This is a genomic window from Chitinophaga sp. Cy-1792, assembly GCF_011752935.1.
Classification (GTDB): domain Bacteria; phylum Bacteroidota; class Bacteroidia; order Chitinophagales; family Chitinophagaceae; genus Chitinophaga.
Genome location: NZ_VWWO01000001.1, coordinates 989,311 through 1,008,351, shown reverse-complemented (window position 1 = coordinate 1,008,351; position 19,041 = coordinate 989,311). Strand labels below are relative to the sequence as shown.

General features: G+C 44.4%; 18 protein-coding genes. 9 read left to right on the top strand and 9 right to left on the bottom strand.

Annotated features, from left to right (window positions below):
• Positions 1–36: 36 nt before the first annotated feature.
• From gldL to F3J22_RS04175, 5 genes are all read right to left on the bottom strand, one after another.
• Positions 37–783: a gliding motility protein GldL gene (gene gldL, locus F3J22_RS04195; RefSeq protein WP_167014592.1), complete on the bottom strand. Its 747-nt coding sequence runs from the start codon at positions 781–783 to the stop codon at positions 37–39.
• Positions 784–931: 148 nt separating this feature from the next.
• Positions 932–2,218, bottom strand: a complete 1,287-nt coding sequence (locus F3J22_RS04190; RefSeq protein WP_240155000.1) for an SUMF1/EgtB/PvdO family nonheme iron enzyme — start codon at positions 2,216–2,218, stop codon at positions 932–934.
• Positions 2,219–2,489: 271 nt separating this feature from the next.
• Positions 2,490–4,535, bottom strand: coding sequence for a thioredoxin domain-containing protein (locus F3J22_RS04185; RefSeq protein WP_167014589.1), 2,046 nt, complete (start codon positions 4,533–4,535; stop codon positions 2,490–2,492).
• A gap of 199 nt (positions 4,536–4,734) precedes the next feature.
• Positions 4,735–5,529, bottom strand: coding sequence for a uroporphyrinogen-III synthase (locus F3J22_RS04180; RefSeq protein ID WP_167014587.1), 795 nt, complete (start codon positions 5,527–5,529; stop codon positions 4,735–4,737).
• A gap of 36 nt (positions 5,530–5,565) precedes the next feature.
• Positions 5,566–6,597, bottom strand: coding sequence for a DUF4271 domain-containing protein (locus F3J22_RS04175; RefSeq protein WP_167014585.1), 1,032 nt, complete (start codon positions 6,595–6,597; stop codon positions 5,566–5,568).
• A 196-nt stretch (positions 6,598–6,793) separates the two neighbouring features.
• Between F3J22_RS04175 and hemW the strand changes: the two genes are divergently transcribed.
• On the top strand, positions 6,794–7,918 hold the full coding sequence (gene hemW, locus F3J22_RS04170) for a radical SAM family heme chaperone HemW (protein WP_167014583.1): 1,125 nt from the start codon (positions 6,794–6,796) through the stop codon (positions 7,916–7,918).
• 77 nt (positions 7,919–7,995) lie between these two features.
• Here the strand turns inward: hemW and F3J22_RS04165 are convergent, their stop codons facing one another.
• The gene (locus tag F3J22_RS04165) at positions 7,996–8,970 is read right to left on the bottom strand and encodes a deoxyhypusine synthase family protein (RefSeq protein ID WP_167014581.1); all 975 of its coding nucleotides are present in this window, start codon (positions 8,968–8,970) and stop codon (positions 7,996–7,998) included.
• A gap of 151 nt (positions 8,971–9,121) precedes the next feature.
• Complete coding sequence (locus tag F3J22_RS04160) at positions 9,122–9,571, bottom strand: hypothetical protein (protein ID WP_167014579.1); 450 nt, start codon at positions 9,569–9,571, stop codon at positions 9,122–9,124.
• A gap of 230 nt (positions 9,572–9,801) precedes the next feature.
• Between F3J22_RS04160 and F3J22_RS04155 the strand changes: the two genes are divergently transcribed.
• From F3J22_RS04155 to F3J22_RS04130, 6 genes are all read left to right on the top strand, one after another.
• A complete protein-coding gene (locus F3J22_RS04155; RefSeq protein ID WP_167014577.1) occupies positions 9,802–10,398 on the top strand; it encodes an ACP phosphodiesterase in 597 nt (198 codons plus the stop codon).
• A 101-nt stretch (positions 10,399–10,499) separates the two neighbouring features.
• Positions 10,500–11,102: a DUF2911 domain-containing protein gene (locus F3J22_RS04150; RefSeq protein WP_240154999.1), complete on the top strand. Its 603-nt coding sequence runs from the start codon at positions 10,500–10,502 to the stop codon at positions 11,100–11,102.
• Between the two features lie 340 nt (positions 11,103–11,442).
• On the top strand, positions 11,443–12,582 hold the full coding sequence (locus tag F3J22_RS04145; RefSeq protein WP_167014575.1) for a cystathionine gamma-synthase: 1,140 nt from the start codon (positions 11,443–11,445) through the stop codon (positions 12,580–12,582).
• 144 nt (positions 12,583–12,726) lie between these two features.
• Positions 12,727–13,500, top strand: a complete 774-nt coding sequence (locus F3J22_RS04140; protein WP_167014573.1) for a TIGR02757 family protein — start codon at positions 12,727–12,729, stop codon at positions 13,498–13,500.
• Positions 13,501–13,517: 17 nt separating this feature from the next.
• Positions 13,518–14,462: a DUF6263 family protein gene (locus F3J22_RS04135; RefSeq protein WP_167014571.1), complete on the top strand. Its 945-nt coding sequence runs from the start codon at positions 13,518–13,520 to the stop codon at positions 14,460–14,462.
• The gene (locus F3J22_RS04130; RefSeq protein WP_167014569.1) at positions 14,462–14,806 is read left to right on the top strand and encodes a hypothetical protein; all 345 of its coding nucleotides are present in this window, start codon (positions 14,462–14,464) and stop codon (positions 14,804–14,806) included. Before F3J22_RS04135 ends, F3J22_RS04130 begins: the two co-directional genes overlap by 1 nt.
• Positions 14,807–14,874: 68 nt before the next feature.
• On the opposite strand, the gene F3J22_RS04125 is transcribed toward F3J22_RS04130, so the two are convergent.
• Positions 14,875–15,537 carry a sterol desaturase family protein gene (locus F3J22_RS04125; RefSeq protein WP_167014567.1) on the bottom strand — a complete coding sequence of 221 codons (663 nt, stop codon included), beginning with the start codon at positions 15,535–15,537 and terminating at the stop codon, positions 14,875–14,877.
• Positions 15,538–15,688: 151 nt separating this feature from the next.
• Positions 15,689–16,933 carry a serine hydrolase gene (locus F3J22_RS04120; protein WP_167014565.1) on the bottom strand — a complete coding sequence of 415 codons (1,245 nt, stop codon included), beginning with the start codon at positions 16,931–16,933 and terminating at the stop codon, positions 15,689–15,691.
• Positions 16,934–17,077: 144 nt separating this feature from the next.
• On the opposite strand from F3J22_RS04120, the gene F3J22_RS04115 reads away from it, so the two are divergent.
• On the top strand, positions 17,078–18,091 hold the full coding sequence (locus tag F3J22_RS04115) for a fumarylacetoacetate hydrolase family protein (RefSeq protein WP_167014563.1): 1,014 nt from the start codon (positions 17,078–17,080) through the stop codon (positions 18,089–18,091).
• Positions 18,092–18,094: 3 nt separating this feature from the next.
• Positions 18,095–18,979, top strand: a complete 885-nt coding sequence (locus F3J22_RS04110; RefSeq protein WP_167014561.1) for a flavin reductase family protein — start codon at positions 18,095–18,097, stop codon at positions 18,977–18,979.
• Positions 18,980–19,041 lie beyond the last annotated feature (62 nt).

The window sequence follows — 19,041 nt, the reverse complement described above, 5'->3', positions numbered from 1 at the left end:
AAAATTTGTGTTACTCAAAAAACTATTAGCAATACCTTATTTCGCACCGTGCATAGCGCTCAGCATGTTACCGTAAACGGTATTGAGGTTGCTGAGGTTTTTAGCAAGCAGTGTGATTTGTTCTTGTGTTTTCTTAGCATCATCGATGCTGTTGCTCATTGCAGCTGAAGTATTCTGCAGGTTGCTGTAGAATTTGTTCATTGCTTTGAGATGGTTGTTAGTATCCTGGAGTTCCAGTTCGTAGATAGCATTCAGAGAAGCCAGGTTTTTGGTCATACCCTGCATCTGAACATGGAATTCTTTAGTTGATTCTGATGCGCTGTTGAAAGAAGAAACAGCAGTAGCAGCCTGTGTGTAAGCGTTAGCAACGTTACCGATAGCAGCAGCAGCTTCTTTGGTTTTAGCAGTGTAGTCGCCGGTTGCAGCAACAACATCGCTGATATCTCTCATTTTGTCAACGGTAGTTCCCAGTTTCTGGAAGTTTTCGCTGAGGCGTTGCAGGTTAGCAGGAGTGATATCTGCTTCTACCAGCATTTTGTCTAATGCAGCAGTAGAAGAAGGTCCGCCAGCTACAACAACAGCCTGTCCTTCATGAGAAGCACCACTGTCCGGTACGAAGGCGTATACGAAGAAGATGAGGGCTTCCGTGCTCAGACCTAAGATCAAAGCAATGTCAGCACCTGGCCAGTGTTGCAGTTTAAAGAGTGCACCGATAATTACAACAGAAGCCGCAATACATACGAAAAAGTTCAGCCATTTAGCTTTGTTAGGATTCATAGCCATAGGTTAAAATTTAATCTGGTTAAAGTGATTAGTGTTAAATTTTTGTATGGAATAGTAGTTAAAAAAAATACTCAACGATTTGCAGATAGTGTAGTACATAATATAAAAGGTTAGCTGTTATATTAATTAATTACGCTATTCTAATGTTTTAGTGATGGCCTTTAGATCTGCGGCTCAGCGCAATGGTGCATCTGAAACCAACATACGATTTGGCACTATCTTGATACTCATAAGTTCTGGTACCAGTCTGCAGGAAATATCCAATATCCTTCCATGAACCGCCCCTGATGGCTTTACGCTTCATTTTCAGCGGTGCGTCATCCGGAACGTCCATTCTTAAATACGGGTTCATATCAGAGGTAAAGGAATAAGCATTCTCATAGAAGATATCCGCAGTCCACTCTGCCACGTTACCCGCCATGCAATACAGACCATAATCATTAGGCCAGTAAGCGTCGGCACGTACAGTGTAGAAGCCACCATCTTCAGGATAGTTACCACGGCCAGGTTTGAAGTTAGCCAGCAGACATCCTTTTTTATTGCGGATATAGTAACCACCCCAAGGATAAGGAGTTTGTTCTCTACCGCCGCGTGCAGCATACTCCCACTGCGCTTCAGAAGGCAGCTGGAATTTATCTTCCGTAAATAATTTCTTAGAAATACGATAGTCTTCCCAGAACTTACTTCTCCACTCGCAGAAGGCGGTAGCCTGGTGCCAGTTAACACCTACAACAGGATAGTTATCGAATGCCGGATGCCAGAAGTACATACGGGTCATCGGTTCGTTGTAGGCATAAGAGAAGTCCCTGATCCAGCATAAGGTATCCGGATAAATAGGTACGTCTTTTTTAACAATGAACTGAGAACGAGGTTTGCCGGAGTTTTCTCTCAGCTTGGCTTTATCCCAGTTGAAGGTTTCCTGATGGTAAATCAGTTTTCCAACGTCAATGTCTTTACGACCATACAGGCGATCTGCTTCAGAATAGATCATGGCATCCAGTTTTTCATAGGTGCCTTTGTCTTTCCAGTTGATTTTCTGTTTCCAGTCGATAATATCCTGACCATCATCCTGTTTTACATGTCCGAGGAGGATATGTGCGATGGAATCACGTACCCAGTTCACGAACTGACGGTACTCGTTATTGGTGATTTCCGTAGCATCCATGTAAAAGCCGGAAATGGAAATAGACTTGTTACGTGCTGTAAACGCATAGTTTACATCTTCATCGCTCGGACCCATGTGAAAGGTTCCGGCAGGAACGTACACCATTCCATAAGGTACAGGGGGATAGTACTTTGGCCTTGGACTAACGCCAATCAGTTGCCCTTGTGCGTTCTTTGGGGTTTTACTACCGCCACAGCTGGCCAGCAGGGACACCAGCAACACTGCCAATAGACTTCTTAAATAGTTAAGCTTCATAAGGGTAGCTTTCATCAGAATATGTTTTTTCTATTAACCAGCCAGGTGTTTTTTGCCAGCATACAAGGGAACACTTTTCTCATATTTTCACCCGCTTTGTTTATATGAAAGATAGCAAATGTAATAATTAATTTTAATCCGTAGTTACTTTTTACACAACTTTTTCAATTCCACATACGACGACCCGGTAACTAATTTAAACGTATTTTTTAACATTTTATTATACGCATGGAATAACATTTACCGTTTTGTGCGTGCCCCTGACAGGGTGCAAGTTACATAATTATTAAATTAAATTAATAATTTCACTCATATAAAAAACAGGCTTAATACAATGATAATCTTTACATAAGTAAATCAGGGTTTCATTGTCCCGGAACCTGTCCGTTAACAAAGGGAAATCTTCTTTATTTTTTTCTGCACCTACTAAAACCCGGAACGGAATAAACCATTGCCCTGTTTCGTGCATTTTTGGCTGATAATCTTTCCCTACTATCGCTATTTCGGCCGTGCCCTTAACAAATTGTAGTAACTGCGACGCCCAAACGCCAAATGAGGTGGGGTATCTAACCGCGGTCTGTGCTAATCCCGATACTGCTCCTATCGCTTTGTCTGCCAGTGCCTTATCCCCGAAAACAATAGAAAGCGCCCAAAGGTTCTGCGCCATCACTGCATTTCCACTGGGAGTGGCCCCGTCATAAACTTCCTTCTTCCTTACTATAACGTCGTTTTGGTCGTCTATCGTATAATAAAAATATTGCCCGCTTTCATCCGCAAAGTGTGACTGTACAAAAGATGTAAGCTCCCGGGCAGTATGTAAATATTCCAGTTCTCCGGTAACTTCCTCCGCTGCTATCAGCGCCCGGATCAGGTATGCATAGTCGTCCAGAAATGCCGGATACTTTGCCTTTCCATCCTTCCAGGTATGATAGAACGCAGAATCACCCTGTTTTATGCGGAATTGCTGCATACAAAATTTAATATTCCGTATAGCCGCTTCCCGGTAGCTGGTATCTCCAAAGGCCAGAAACGCCTTACAATAGGCATGCGCCATCAAGGCATTCCAACCCAGCAACACCTTATCATCCAAACCAGGATGCACCCGCTGTTCCCGCACTGCCAGCAGCTTTTCGCGGCAACCAGCCAGCATCGCCTTCAGCACCGCCGCATCATAGCCATGTTCCGCCGCAAATTCCTTCAAAGGCTGCTGCACCCATAAAATATTAGTCTCTTCCCAGTTGCCATGCCCCGTTACATCATAATATTCACAGAATGGACCTGCCTGTTCTCCCAGGATATGATGAACCTCCGACTTACTCCAGGTATAATATTTTCCTTCCACCCCCTCAGAATCAGCATCCAGCGCTGCATAGAAGCCACCTTCCGGACTGGTCATCTCCCTGGCAATAAATCCCAGGGTATCCGCTACGGTCTCTTTATATATCTCATTACCGGTAACCTGGTAAGCATCACACAATACATCTACCAACAGGGCATTATCATACAACATCTTCTCGAAGTGCGGTGCCAGCCACTTCTCATCGGTAGAATACCTGGCAAAACCACCACCCAGATGATCGTAAATGCCCCCCTGCAACATCTTGTCCAGCGACAATAACGCCTGCTTTAAGGCAGCTTCATGTTGGGTGACATAATGATAACGCAGCAGGTAAGCGATGGTAAATGTTTGCGGAAACTTAGGCGCACGGCCAAAACCACCCCAGGTCGTATCCGCCTGGCGCAATATATTCTCACAGATGGTATCTGCCTGCGCCCTGGTAAACAACTCATCCACCGGGATTTTCAGGTCGAAGCCTGAAGTTATTCCGAACTGACTGGCTTGTTCCAGGTGTTGTGTCAGCGTATCCGCCTGAGACTCAATCTCATCTCTTTTATTTTCATATGCATCGGCCAGTGAAAATAACACGTCTTTCCAGGAAGGACGGTTATAGGCCTTTGCCGGCGGGAAATAGGTGCCGCCGTAAAAAGGTTTCTTATCCGGCGTCAGAAAAACATTCAGTGGCCATCCGCCGGCACCGGTCATCGCCTGTACTGCATCCATGTAGATATGATCCAGGTCAGGGCGCTCCTCACGATCAATTTTGATATTCACAAAATGCTCGTTCATGATCCTTGCGGTCTCAGGGTCTTCAAAGCTTTCCCGCTCCATAACGTGGCACCAGTGACAGGCAGCATATCCAATACTTACCAGTATGGGCTTATCTTCCCGACGTGCTTTCTCCAGGGCTTCTTCTCCCCAGGGATACCAGTCTACAGGATTGTGCGCGTGTTGAAGAAGATAAGGGCTGGACTCACTGATCAGCTTATTCATGCATTATTCCGTTTAAGTACAAAGAAATTTATTTTCCGGGATTATTCTGCATTATTTTTCAGTAAAACAATGAGTTACGTAAATAAAAACAGGCAGACCCTGCGGTCTGCCTGCACTATAATATCTTACCTCGATCTGTTCAGCTCAGAAGGGCCGAATAATATACGGTCAGATTTCCTTAAATGTTTTGTTACCAGCGTTATTTTTTCGCGTTGGCAACTGCAAGATACTGTTCCAGCGCTGCTACCATGCTTGGAGCCTGTGGCGCCGGCGCTTTTACATCCAGCCTTAACCCGGCTTCTTCCACTGCTGCAGAAGTAGTAGGTCCGAAAGCTCCGATCCTTGTTCCGTTCTGTTCAAACGCAGGTACGTTCTCAAACAGTGACTTAACACCCGATGGACTGAAGAACACAATCATATCGTACGCCTTACCACCTAAAATCTCCTTTACATCATTTGAAACTGTTTTGTAAAGGGTAGCAGTTGCATACTCACATTTGTTTGTTTTCAACCACTCTTCAATGTCCTTCTTCTGACTGTCTGAACTAGGGAACAGGAACTTCTCGTTATCTCTGTGCTTGTTCATCACCTCCAATACCCCTTTGGTAGAACCATCTGCACCATAAAACACTTTGCGCTTCCGGTAAAGGATAAATTTCTGAAGGTACAGTGCCACTGCTTCTGTAATACAGAAATACTTGCAGTCCTGAGAAACTTTGATTTTCATCTCCTCGCAAATCCTGAAGAAGTGATCTACTGAATTGCGACTGGTGAAAATTACAGCTGTGTAATGCAGGATATCAATCTTCTGCTTCCTGAACTCCTTAGCTGGTAAGCCTTCAACCCGAATGAACGGAAAAAAATCCAACTTAACATTGAACTTCTTAGCCAGATCAAAGTAGGGAGACTTTTCTGTTTCAGGCTTAGGTTGAGAAATTAGGATTGACTGAATTTGTTTACCTTGCAAATCTTTTTTTGGCCCGCCTTTAATCATACTTTTTTATGCTCTAGTGTTAACAATAGGCGGTAATCAAGGATTACCAGTTAACCAGATATTCAGTAACACCTTGGTCAATATTAAAACAGGTGCTACTTCGAATGCGCAAAGGTAAAGAAAAAAATGCAATTTACTGAAAGACAGGTATTGCTTTACCAATGAATAAGACCTAATATACCGGTATATAACAAGTAATATAATGAAGAATATCGAAATATAAAGGAAGGTTTGTGCTATTTCCGATGAACAAAATGCAAGCACTACCAGAAATGGCACGAGTAAAACACCTAAAATCTTATTAATCAGGTATAAAATAAAAATGTAGGCATCTGCAAGATCGGCATTACCAAATAACCATCCGCAAAATCTTAACATTACATATTTAGTTCCATATACAATACCCACCAATGCTATAAGCCCTGGAATCAGCATCCATGGCTCTGCCTGAGGAAATACCTGCTTACGGTACAATACCAGGTAGAGATACATTCCCAGCGAAATAATGAAGAACGCATTCAGCAGAAAATTCGGAAAAGGCGACTGTGATAACTGATCTTTCAACTGACGCTGACTCAGGGTAGGGTTCAGGAAAGCGCGGAACAGGTCATGGAAATATTTCTGATAGGAAAGCCTGATAACAGCTACCAGCAGGGTAATCCCTGCAACCACATATACCAGCCAGTCCTGGTCATGAAAAGGCCTGATCGGGTTCACGTCTGTAAAGGCGGGTTTTCCTGCTTTCAGAAAGACGTTTTCCGCCACCAGTTTTTTCATGTAGATATCATAATCAGATACCGGCTTTACCTTAGGAACAGCTGCCACTTTGGTAGTATCTGTGGCCAGATGAGCGGTATCTGTAGCCTTCCTGGTACTATCATTATGTGCCACAGGAGGTACTACTATACGTCTGGTCGTATCACGCCTGACTGCAATAGTTCTTGCTGCCGAATCGGTACGGGGTTTCACCGGCCTTGGTTTAGGACGGGAAGTATCCGCAACGCGGCGGGGAGCAGTAACATGTGTGTCGGCCGGCACCCTGGCAGAAGAGTCTGCTTGTTGGGCCATCAGCGGCAGATAACAGATTGTAAATAGTAACAATAACCAGTGGCGCACCAGGAAAATGATTTTTCAATGAATTGAAAGAATGGCAAATAAAGGCATCCTGTTCACAAAACAAAATTCAACCGTAATTTTGCTGTTTGCAAAGATATTAAAATACTCCATAGTTGGCAGAACGCCATCAGGATAAGGAACATCATTCATGTCGGGCATCTATTTACATATTCCATTCTGCAAGCAGGCTTGTTATTACTGCAACTTTCACTTTTCGACGTCCGTGTCGCAAAAAGACGCCATGGTGAAAAGCATATTGCAGGAAATCTCCCTGCAAAAAAATTACCTGGGAAACGACAGCATCCACACCATTTACTTTGGTGGCGGAACACCCAGTCTGCTTTCGCAAAGCGATCTTCAACAGATCATGGACACCCTGCATACCCATTTCAATATTGCTGCAGATGCGGAAGTGACCCTGGAAGCCAATCCTGATGACCTGAGTCCTGCTAAACTGCAGGAACTGAAAGCCCTTGGTATCAACCGCCTCAGCATTGGTATACAGTCGTTCCACGAAGCGGACCTTAAATGGATGAACCGTGCCCATAATGCCCAACAGGCGGAAGACTGCATCAGAAATGCGCAGGAAGCCGGTTTCCAGAATATCACCATCGACCTTATTTACGGCGGCCCCGGACTTTCTGACGAAGGCTGGGAATACAATGTGAAAAAAGCCATTGCTTTCGGCATCCCGCACCTGTCCTGTTACGCCCTTACGGTGGAACCAGGAACAGCGCTCGACCATTTCATCAAAAAGAAGAAAATGGAAGCAACAGACCCTGAAAAGGCGGCGAGGCATTTTGAACAACTCATGCAATGGGTAGAGGAAGCAGGATATGAACACTACGAGATTTCCAACTTCGCATTACCAGGCTGGCATAGCCGGCACAACAGCAGTTACTGGAAAGGGTTGTCGTACCTGGGAATTGGCCCTTCGGCGCATTCCTTCAACGGGCATTCCCGTCAGTGGAATGTGGCCAACAATGCATTGTATATCAAAAGCATTGAAAAAGGGGAAGTGCCTTTTGAAATAGAGACGCTTACAGCAGAGATGCAATTCAATGAGTATATCATGACGTCGCTGCGCACCGCTGCCGGATGTGACCTCGGCTGGGTGGAAGAAAGATTCGGTGTTGACCTTGCCAGGCAATTACAAAGCAACTGCCGGCAGTTTATAGCCAAAGGCTGGATGGTAGCGCAGGGCACCATGTTGCGGCTAACAAAGGCAGGAAGGCTGTTTGCGGACGGAATTGCGTCTGATCTGTTTATCTGATCAAAAGTTATCTAAAATAAAAAAGTCATATCTACTACGTAGACATGACTTTTTCCCAATATTTATTCCTGAGTGGATTACCAGCCAAGGATATACGCAAACATCAGTGGTGCTACGATGGTGGCATCTGATTCTACGATAAACTTAGGCGTGTGGATATCCAGTTTACCCCAGGTGATTTTCTCGTTAGGTACGGCACCGGAATATGAACCGTAAGAAGTAGTGGAGTCGGAGATCTGGCAGAAATAGCCCCAGAAAGGAACATCTGTCCATTCCAAATCCTGATACATCATTGGTACTACGCAAATTGGGAAGTCACCTGCGATACCACCACCGATCTGGAAGAAGCCAACGCCTTTACCAGCGGAGTTATTGCGGTACCATTCAGACAGGAAGATCATGTACTCGATACCAGATTTCATGGTAGAAGTTTTCAGATCACCTTTGATGCAGTAAGACGCGAAGATATTACCCATGGTGCTATCTTCCCATCCTGGAACGATGATAGGAATATTTTTCTCGGCAGCAGCGAGCATCCAGCTATTTTTAGGATCGATCTCGTAGTGCTCTTTCATTACACCGCTCAGGAGCAGTTTATACATAAATTCGTGTGGGAAGTAGCGTTCGCCGGCAGCTTCAGCATCTTTCCAGATTTTATAGATATGTTTCTGGATACGACGGAAAGCTTCTTCTTCAGGGATGCAGGTATCGGTTACACGGTTGAAACCTTGTTCCAGCAGATCCCATTCTTCCTGCGGGCTCAGATCACGATAGTTAGGTACACGTTTATAGTGTGTATGTGCAACCAGGTTCATGATATCTTCTTCCAGGTTTGCACCGGTGCAGGAGATGATATCTACTTTACCCTGACGGATCATTTCCGCGAAAGAAATGCCCAGTTCAGCCGTACTCATGGCACCGGCCAGTGTCACCATCATTTTACCACCTTCCAGCAAATGTGTTTCATATCCTTTGGCAGCATCCACCAATGCAGCTGCATTAAAGTGGCGGTAATGGTGCTGGATAAATTGAGAAACGGGTCCCTTATTCATGTCGTTTAATCATTTATATATTAACTGCATGGCTTATAAAGCCTTAATAAGGGGCAAAGTTAAGATAATTTTACTGGTGATAATGATTTGAGCCTAATATGCTTATCTGAACATTTCTTTACAGACAATACAAGACGGGACAGCGCAGTTATTATGCCTTAATAAGACGTTCCATTAAGGTCAGGGTACCTGTTTCGTCTGACTTAACTTTAGTCCAGGTTTTTTCACCTTCCAGCATAATCAGGTATACAGTGCCTCCGGCAGATGTATATTCTACCACTGATTGAATTTTGTTGTCAGGATATTTTTTTATGAGTCTGTTTACCACGTTGAACGGCAGACTTTCACCGGTGATGTAGCGGGAAGTTACAAGGAGCTGTCCGTCTGCATCGAAATACGCATTTACCTTGGTGTGGTTCATGGTAAATTTAGCGGTGAAGGTCTTGTTATCATCGGTGTACCATTTCACATCGTTTGCGCCTGAAAACGCGTAATCAAAGGCACCGCTGATTTTTCTGTTAACAGTAGTTTCGTATGCTGTTGCAAATACAGAGGTACTTAATGTCAGGGCCGCAGCGCAAATCAAAAGGATCTTTTTCATAGCTTTTTGCTTTTAGGAGTTTTTGAGATTAATTTTTAATAGTTGGATTTCTATCAGATTTCCGTTTTTTACTTTTTGCTTATGTTTTGTTTATCTGATAATATAAAGTTGCCTGAGATAAAGAAATGTTGCACGGACAAAAGTTAAAAGACTGTTAAATAGGAGGAAATTTGGAGGAAAGGAGGGGTTTGCTACATTTGTCCATTATATAAAACAACAGCACCAGTATTATGAATCACCTGGCCCACGCATACTTGTCTTTCCATGATCCTGAATTGATTACCGGCAACCTGATTGCCGACTTTATAAAAGGTAAAAAACAGCTGGAGCTGCAGACCCCGGAAATACAGAAAGGTATCCGGTTACACAGGGCCATCGATACCTATACCGACCAGCATCCGATGACTGCTGCGGCAAAGCAGTTTTTCAGACCGGCGGTAGGACTATATGCCGGCGTGTTTACCGACCTCGCATTTGATCATTTTCTGGCCACTGATCCCCTTTATTTCTCCGATGAATCACTCTATACCTTTACCCGGTTTGTATATGCACAGATCATAGAAAGAAAAGCACAATTACCTGCCACCTTCCTGGAGATGTTTAAATATATGTATGACTTCGACTGGTTATATAACTACAGGACTACTGACGGAATCGGCCGTGCCATCAAGGGAGTTACCCGGCGGGCACAATACCTGGAAACTTCTCCTGATATCGTTTTTGCCACATTTATTGAACATTATGAGGGACTGAAAAAATGTTACCAGTCGTTCTTTCCTGAGCTGGTCACTTATGTAAAGGAAATTTACCCGTTGGAACACCCTTAATACCTTGTTAATTGGGCCGCTGCTGTTTTTTCGATTGGCTAAAAATGTCTAGGTTTGGGCCCTATTTACAAAACAGAAAACAATTTTTAATACTAATCCGGATGATGAAAAAAGCAATGATAGTGGCCCTGATGATGGGTATGTTTTGTTTGACAGCAAGTGCTCAGGACAAAAAATTACCACCACTTGATGCCAGCCCTATGGACATGGCGTATTACCCTGTAATGTACCCTTATGTAGTTAAAGTAAAAGGCGAAGCTGCCGGCCCGCTGGTAGCACGTGTAATCTATAGCCGTCCGCAAACAAAAGGCCGTGAAATATTCGGCAACCTGGAAGAATACGGTAAGATCTGGAGATTAGGCGCCAACGAAGCCACTGAGATCGAGTTCTTCCGTCCTGTTGTAATCGCCGGAAAATCAATTCCTAAAGGCAGATATACAATGTATGCCATCCCAACAGAAAAAAGCTGGACCATCATCATCAATAAGGAAACTGATATCTGGGGCGCATTCAAATACGATCAGGCAAAAGATGTGGTAAGAACAACCTTGCCGGTTATCTCCCTGAATACCCCTGTAGATGCATTTACTATGGTGTTTGAAAAAGCTGATGCCGGTGCAAACCTGATCATCGCCTGGGACAGAGTAAGCGTAAATCTTCCGATTAAATGGAGCGATGCCGCTGCCAAACCTAAAACAAAGTAATCAGGTAACTAAAAATAAGAAAGGCGGTAAGAATACCGCCTTAAAAATTTTAACCATATCCTATGAAAAACCTTCACGAATATATATCGTTCTGATCGTCTCCAACGACTCGAATCCGTGAACGATATAAAAATGTTCGTGAGCGTTTAAAATAATACGATAATATCATAATATGAGCTAAATTGGACAAGTGTTTTTAACCCGGTTCAGCCAGTTAACTCCTTCCTCATTTCTCTCCCTGTAAATCATCCCCCTAAATAAAAATCATTGCTGGAACAGCCGGGCAAAGGGTGTATATTTGGTTACCACCAGAAATTGTTCATTATAAAATAATTAAGACATGAAGCTGGGTACTAAACTCATACACGCAGGTGTAGCTCCCGACCCGTCTACCGGGGCCATAATGACTCCGATCTTCCAGACCTCCACATTTGTACAATCCGCCCCCGGGCAACATAAAGGCTACGAGTACGCACGTACGCAGAACCCTACCAGGGACGCACTGCAGAACGCATTGGCAGCCATAGAAAACGGCACCCATGGTATCTCTTTTGGCAGTGGCCTCGCCGCCACAGATGCAGTCTTAAAACTGCTCAACCCCGGCGATGAGGTGCTGGCTACCAACGACCTGTATGGCGGCACCTACCGCATATTCACCAAGGTATTTGAACGCTATGGCCTGAAATTCAATTTCATATCCATGCAGGACGCCAAAAACATCGAGGCGCATATCACACCAAAAACAAAACTTATCTGGATTGAAACACCTACCAATCCATTGCTCAATATCATTGATATTCACGCCGCTGCACAGGTAGCCCGCCAGGCAGAAGTGCTGCTGGCCGTAGACAATACATTCGCATCTCCTTACCTGCAAAATCCGCTGGATCTGGGCGCCGACATCGTAGTACATTCTGCTACCAAATACCTCGGCGGCCACAGCGATGTGGTACATGGTGCCGTTATTGTAAAAAATGAAGAACTGGCCCGTCAGCTCTACTTCATTCAGAATAGCTGCGGCGCAGTTCCTGGCCCGCAGGATTGCTTCCTGGTACTCCGCGGTATTAAGACCCTGCATGTACGCATGCAGCGCCACTGCGAAAACGGTGCTACCATTGCCAACTATCTCCGCCATCATTCCAGGGTGGACAAAGTGTACTGGCCAGGTTTCACTGATCATCCCAACCACGACATTGCCAAAGCGCAGATGCGTGGCTTCGGCGGCATGATCTCCTTCTCGCTTAAAGACGACACCATAGAATCTGCCAATAAAGTATTGAGTAACACACATTTATTCAGTCTGGCTGAATCCCTCGGCGGCGTAGAATCCCTCATCGGGCACCCGGCTACCATGACCCATGCCTCTATTCCAAGAGAGGAAAGGGTTAAAAACGGCCTGGCAGATAGTCTCATCCGCCTGTCGGTAGGTATTGAAGATGCCGACGACCTGATAGAAGACCTGAAAAAAGCAATCGGGTAGAGAAAGTTAATAGGTAAAATCTATCTTTACTGCTTTCTAATTGCAGTAAACCATATCCACAGCTAATCAGCACAACATACGTACACGGATATACTCCGATGTAGGTATGTTGTACTGCTGCTCTGGTATATATGAAGGAACTTTATGAAAATTGAGCAGTTAAGGGATTTCCTGAATGCAAAGGTGGAACAATACAATCATCCGGATTTCATTGCCAATGATCCGATCAGCATTCCGCATCGCTTCAGCCAATTGCAGGACATCGAAATTGCCGGCTTATTTGCCGCCATCTTCGCCTGGGGTAACAGAACCACTGTTATCAAGAAAAGTAAGGAATTGCTGCAGATGATGGACAATGCGCCATATGATTATATCCGTCATCACCAGCCCAGGGAAAGACTTAAACTGATGTCGTTCATCCATCGCACCTTCAATGGCCTGGACCTGCTGTATTTTGTTGAATTCCTGCAACATTACTACGCCAATGTCACCTCATTGGAATTCGCCTTCAGCGGCCATATGAACGCAGCAGACGAAAACGTGGAAAATGGTCTGATAGGATTCCGCAAAGTATTTTTTGCACTGGAACACCCGGAAAGAACAACAAAGCATATCTCCACACCGGCGAAGAATTCCGCCTGCAAAAGACTGAATATGTACCTTCGCTGGATGGTGCGCAAGGATGAAAATGGCGTGGATTTTGGACTGTGGAACAACATATCACCGGCTCAGCTGGTAGTACCCATGGATGTCCATGTAAGCAGGGTAGCGGCAAGGCTGGGACTCACTTCCAACGAAAAAGCAGATTGGAAAACAGCAGCAGCACTCACCCATGCACTGAAAAAATTAGACCCGGAAGATCCGGCGAAATATGATTTCGCCTTATTCGGACTGGGAGTAATAGAAAAATACGTTTGATAAAATCATAGATGCTAATGAAAAGGATTTTGGGAATAACACTGACATTGCTGGCCTTCACGTTTCAGGTAAATGCACAGGAGGCTTACGTTGACCTTAGCTATCATTTCAATAAAGGCGAGCAGTTTGAGCTGGAACAGAAAAGCAGGAATGAGACCTATATGACGGTAAATTCAATCCAGCAAAGAACCACCAGAGATTACAACAACCTTATCGTTATCGATGTGAAAGAGGTAAATCCTGGTAAGGCCATTCTCACCTTCTATTATAAAGAATTGAAATTCAACTGGAATGCTAAAAACACCAACATCGCAGTTGATGCTAACGGCCCTGCCTCTACGGAGCCATTCCAGAAAGGACTGAAATACATCCTCAAAAAGCCTTTTACAGTAGAAATCAACAGCTTCGGCGTCATCAGCAAAATAGATGGCTTAAATGAGCTGCTGGACAGCGCAGAAGTAGCCTTCAACGACCTGAAGAAAGATGAACAGGCAGCCTATAAAAAACTGATGACCGACCAGTTCGGTGTGGAAGCATTCCGCAGCTGGCTGGAACAACTGCTGGTGATGTATCCGGCACATGGTATTAAAACAGGCACCCAATGGGAAGAAAACGTTCCTATGCGTGGCGGCCTCGTAGGCTCTATTGATCTTTACTGGAACCTCCAGACCTGGGACTCCCAGACCGCTAAAATCGGCGGTACCGCTAAAATCAAAACCGATAAGGTACAAATGCTGGAGCTGGAAGATGGTATCAAAGCCACTGCAGAAATCAGCGGAAGTACACAATCTAACTACCTCATTAACCGTAGCTCAGGTTTTCCTGGTATCTGTGTGCAAACCACAGAGCTGAATGGTGCATACACCTACAAAGCCAATAAGGCCAAAGGTTTTAAGAAAGATATCAACGTTCCGGTGAAAGTAATCACCAACGCCAGTTATAAAATCAAACAAATGAAATAATGAACAAGCCGTCAGACTTACAGCAAACATCTGCCTGGGCAGCGCAAACATTTGAATTGCGTGTACCCGATAGTGTTAGCTATGAACAACTGGAGTCATTACTGGCGGCACGACTGGAAATCCTCATCAGTGAAGATTTTCAGCAGTTCATTTACCTGCTTTACCGGATTGATGTATCAGAGAAAAAAGTGACTGCGATCATCCAGGATGCCACCGCAGCAGGCGTGAGTCCCTATCCGGCCATAGCGGCGCTGATCATTCACCGGCAATTGGAGAAAATAGCTACCAGGGCTTCCTTTAAACAGCCACCGCCTGCTGGTGAAGATGATGAAGAAAGATGGTAAAAGATATAAAAGCGAAAGGGTCTCTAATCAATAGAGACCCTTTCGCTTTTATAGGAATACTATTCCGGTTATTTATTGAACATCAGTTCTTTCACTTTGTCTTTATCCTCTTTCTCCTTGTTCAGATCAAAGAAAGTTCCGAACACCTTGTCCCACAATGAAGTACTTACGCCAAAACCTTTATCATCCGTCTTGTAGTGGTGCAGGTGATGATTACGCCATAATGCCTTCATAAATTTAAAAGGAGGATTCCAGGCATGAATAGCATAGTGCATGCTGCCATAGATCAGGTAACCCAGCAGGAAACCCGGAAAAAACATAAATGTAACCTTGCGCAGGAAAATATACTGCGCGCCGAAAATTACAGATGCCAGGATCAGACTTGGAACCGGCGGCATAAACAAACGTTGCTTATCCCTCGGGTACTCGTGATGGTTACCATGCATCACATAAATGATACGCTGTACTCTTGGACTTTCGCTACCGAGGTGGAAAATAAAACGGTGCATTATGTACTCAAAAAATGACCAGAAAAACATGGCCCCAAAAAATACCATTGCAACGGTACCGACTGTAAATCCTAATTTGTCGTGGCTGTAGTACAGCATGTAGCCAATAATGGGTATGTAAATTCCCCAGATGACCAATGGATGCGTTTTCGTCAGCATCTCCAGGTATTGGCTCTCGAATAATCTTGCCTGTCCTTTGTTCTTAATCTTTTCAAACTTCATGACTCCCCAGTTTTTAGTTAGTTACGGGAAATGAATAAAACCTATCTAAACTTATGTATCAATACAATTTGGTTAACTGGCATCGGCCTGAAAATCCCGGCCATAGAAATCAAAATCCCGTTGAGGTTGATCCTTAAAATGCGGTGCAAATTTACTGAGAATAATTTATTCTGAAGCCATTCAAATCAGGAGAATGTGCTCTTTCTCTTCCTAATTCATACTGATAAATTATCTCTCCAACTTGCTTGAAAAAAGGATAACCCACCTCCTCATATTCATACTTATTATCATTCAAAACACCATCGCTGTTAACGTATATAGTACCTGTCAACATAAATTCCACCTGGTTTTTAAAATCCACGATATATGTTGCATCAGTTAGAAACCCATAAGACCATCCCGTTTTATTGAATACACGTATGTACGGAGGTATGTTCTGTTTACCCGCTTTAAAGAAGAAAAACTTTGTAAAACTATTAAAGTACGCTGCGGTATCATATTTCGGAAAACGACTCTCAGAGGGGTATTCTGACATGTATTGATATAAGAATTTATAATCATCTTTAGTTAGATGAAAACGTTGTGCTGCTGGGACTGATTCGGGGAAAATAACCGACTGCAGTACCTGCTGCAGATTCTCCAGCGGGAAATTGTTATGTCTGGTAAAATCCATTGGCCGCGGAACCAGGTGATCATCTTTGTCCAGGTAACCTTGCCCGATAAACACTTCTTTACTGTAATCAAAATTCAGTGTTGAAGTAGCAGGCGCCTGCTGATAGATCATCTTCCCATCTTTTACAAAAGTTATTTGTGGAGAATGCCTGTTTTCATCTTCTGTCAATGGCATAAACCTGCGTACGATGCGGGTATCTGTAAGGCCCATCTGCCAGAGTCTTTCGTTTATGTGCTGCTGTCCAACAAATTCGTATAGCCGGTTATATGCATCGTTATCGCTGATCAGAAATATTTCCTTTATGTAATGCGCTATAGATGGCAAACCGTTTTCTGCACTTGTATCTGCATGAACGGTAACCTGTCCGCCATAGGCACTATCTGTGAGCATAGCTGTGGTACTGGTTAATCCTGGCACCTGTAATTCATGTAGTTTTTCCAGCGACAGCAGTGCGATCGGTAATTTCACCGTACTGGCAGGATTAAAATACTGGCCGGCATCTACATTAAAATAATAATTTTTAAAATGCGGTGTATTATCTGCGTCCCGATTTATTTGTGTGTAAATAAGCTGATACCTGAAAGAATCCGGATGTTGCAGTACATGCTGCAGTAATGGGCCGGCATGTGCGCGGATGAGCCGCTCCAGCATGCTGTCTGTACGAACCTGCGCAGTCAGCAAACATGGAATAAAAAGCAGGAATACCAGCAAACGGTTACGCATATCTGAAATAGGTTCTGAATAGTGACGTTTCAAAAAGAATTTACCCTTAGTTGAATTTATAAAAAATATTGCTCAGACTGAAGCTCCATGCTCACTTTTCTTATATTTGATCCTCATATCATACAACCAGAACTCACACCAATCATGAAACTTGTTACTTATTTAAGAGAAGAAACCGACCAGCTGGCCATCCTGGTCGATGGACAGTTATATAATACCCAGGACCTTCATCCTGATTTGCCCACCAATATGCAGATGTTCCTGCTGCAGTGGGAAGAAGTGATAGAAATAGCCTTACATGCCGATGCGCAGCTGAAAGCAGGGGTTAAACCAAGAGGAGTACATGGTATCCCTTACGACAGCGAGCATATCCTGGCGCCTGTGCCATTCCCTACTTCCTGCCGCGATGGCTATGCCTTCCGCCAGCACGTTGCCGCCGCAAGACGTAACCGTAAAGTAGACATGATTCCTGAGTTCGATGAATATCCGATCTTCTATTTTACCAATCACAATGCCATCCAGGGACCTGGTAAAATTTCCTGTATGCCTGACCATTTCGACAAACTCGATTTTGAGCTGGAAGTGGCGATCGTAGTATGCAAGCATGGCCGTAATATCACCGCAGCAGAAGCAGACGAATATATCGGCGGATATATGATCATGAACGATATGAGCGCACGTACCCTGCAGATGGAGGAAATGAAGCTCAATTTAGGCCCGGCAAAGGGAAAAGACTTCAGCACCGTGATCGGCCCTATGCTGGTTACTCCTGATGAGCTGGAAGAATTCCTGGTACCTGCCAAACCTGGTCATACCGGCAACAACTTCAACCTGAAAATGACCTGCAAAGTGAATGGTGTACAGGTAAGTGAAGGTAGTATGGGTGATATGGACTGGACATTTGCTGAAATCCTGGAACGTTGTGCCTATGGCGCCAATATCCTCCCGGGTGATGTCATTGGCAGCGGTACCGTTGGCACCGGCTGCTTCCTGGAATTAAACGGCACCGGCAAGCTGAACAATCCTGATTATCAGGAGCAATGGCTACAGCCCGGTGATGTGGTAGAAATGGAAATTGCAGGCCTCGGCATACTAAAAAATACTATTGTGAAAGAGGACAGCGATTTCTCTATCCTGGCACTGAAGAAAAAAGCATAGCATATGCAGGTAAATCCCACAGATATAAAAACCAGTGAGTTACATGCCTATCTCCTGGGCGCAGTAGCGCCAAGGCCTATCTGCTTTGCGAGTACAGTAGATGCGGATGGTAATCCGAACCTTTCGCCCTTTAGCTTTTTCAATGTTTTTGGTTCCAAGCCTCCTACGTTGATTTTCTCACCTGCCCGCAGGGTCAGGGACAATACGGTGAAGCATACACTGGAAAATATATACGCTACCAAAGAAGTGGTTATCAATGTGGTAAACTACGCCATGGTACAGCAAACTTCGCTCGCCAGCTGCGAATATCCGGCAGGTGTCAACGAATTTGCAAAGGCAGGCTTTACGCCACTGGCTTCAGAGAAGATCAGGCCTTTCCGTGTGAAGGAAAGTCCGGTGCAGATGGAATGTATCGTCAGGGAAATCATTGAAACAGGGCAGGAGGGCGGCGCAGGCAACCTCGTTATCTGCGAACCAGTTATGCTGCACATTCATGATGATATCCTCGACAGCAATGGAAAGATCGATCCACATAAGATAGACCTTGTAGCCCGCATGGGTGGCGACTTCTACTGCCGTGCTTCCGGCGATGCCGTTTTTGAAGTGGAAAAGCCCAATACCAAACTCGGTATCGGCGTTGATGCCTTACCGTTATCCATCCGGAACAGTGAAATATTAACCGGGAATAACCTCGGGCAACTGGGCAATGTGAATGAAATACCAGTAATAGAGGCCACGTTTAATGATGATCATCTAAAACAAATCGTCCAGTACTACAGCATTACACCGGATGAAATGGAAAAAGAACTGCATCGTTATGCGCAAAAGCTCCTGCAGGCAGGGAAAATAAAAGAAGCCTGGCAGGTGTTATTGTCGGGAAATTTTTAATAAAAAAATATGGGCAGATGATGATCATCTGCCCATATTTTTTATAAGATATTTTAAATCAG

What these genes read in the sequence shown, in the direction of transcription:
- gldL (WP_167014592.1), bottom strand. Translation starts at nt 783, where the DNA reads ATGGCTATGAATCCTAACAAAGCTAAATGGCTGAACTTTTTCGTATGT.
- F3J22_RS04190 (WP_240155000.1), bottom strand. Translation starts at nt 2,218, where the DNA reads ATGAAAGCTACCCTTATGAAGCTTAACTATTTAAGAAGTCTATTGGCA.
- F3J22_RS04185 (WP_167014589.1), bottom strand. Translation starts at nt 4,535, where the DNA reads ATGAATAAGCTGATCAGTGAGTCCAGCCCTTATCTTCTTCAACACGCG.
- F3J22_RS04180 (WP_167014587.1), bottom strand. Translation starts at nt 5,529, where the DNA reads ATGATTAAAGGCGGGCCAAAAAAAGATTTGCAAGGTAAACAAATTCAG.
- F3J22_RS04175 (WP_167014585.1), bottom strand. Translation starts at nt 6,597, where the DNA reads ATGGCCCAACAAGCAGACTCTTCTGCCAGGGTGCCGGCCGACACACAT.
- hemW (WP_167014583.1), top strand. Translation starts at nt 6,794, where the DNA reads ATGTCGGGCATCTATTTACATATTCCATTCTGCAAGCAGGCTTGTTAT.
- F3J22_RS04165 (WP_167014581.1), bottom strand. Translation starts at nt 8,970, where the DNA reads ATGAATAAGGGACCCGTTTCTCAATTTATCCAGCACCATTACCGCCAC.
- F3J22_RS04160 (WP_167014579.1), bottom strand. Translation starts at nt 9,571, where the DNA reads ATGAAAAAGATCCTTTTGATTTGCGCTGCGGCCCTGACATTAAGTACC.
- F3J22_RS04155 (WP_167014577.1), top strand. Translation starts at nt 9,802, where the DNA reads ATGAATCACCTGGCCCACGCATACTTGTCTTTCCATGATCCTGAATTG.
- F3J22_RS04150 (WP_240154999.1), top strand. Translation starts at nt 10,500, where the DNA reads ATGATGAAAAAAGCAATGATAGTGGCCCTGATGATGGGTATGTTTTGT.
- F3J22_RS04145 (WP_167014575.1), top strand. Translation starts at nt 11,443, where the DNA reads ATGAAGCTGGGTACTAAACTCATACACGCAGGTGTAGCTCCCGACCCG.
- F3J22_RS04140 (WP_167014573.1), top strand. Translation starts at nt 12,727, where the DNA reads ATGAAAATTGAGCAGTTAAGGGATTTCCTGAATGCAAAGGTGGAACAA.
- F3J22_RS04135 (WP_167014571.1), top strand. Translation starts at nt 13,518, where the DNA reads ATGAAAAGGATTTTGGGAATAACACTGACATTGCTGGCCTTCACGTTT.
- F3J22_RS04130 (WP_167014569.1), top strand. Translation starts at nt 14,462, where the DNA reads ATGAACAAGCCGTCAGACTTACAGCAAACATCTGCCTGGGCAGCGCAA.
- F3J22_RS04125 (WP_167014567.1), bottom strand. Translation starts at nt 15,537, where the DNA reads ATGAAGTTTGAAAAGATTAAGAACAAAGGACAGGCAAGATTATTCGAG.
- F3J22_RS04120 (WP_167014565.1), bottom strand. Translation starts at nt 16,933, where the DNA reads ATGCGTAACCGTTTGCTGGTATTCCTGCTTTTTATTCCATGTTTGCTG.
- F3J22_RS04115 (WP_167014563.1), top strand. Translation starts at nt 17,078, where the DNA reads ATGAAACTTGTTACTTATTTAAGAGAAGAAACCGACCAGCTGGCCATC.
- F3J22_RS04110 (WP_167014561.1), top strand. Translation starts at nt 18,095, where the DNA reads ATGCAGGTAAATCCCACAGATATAAAAACCAGTGAGTTACATGCCTAT.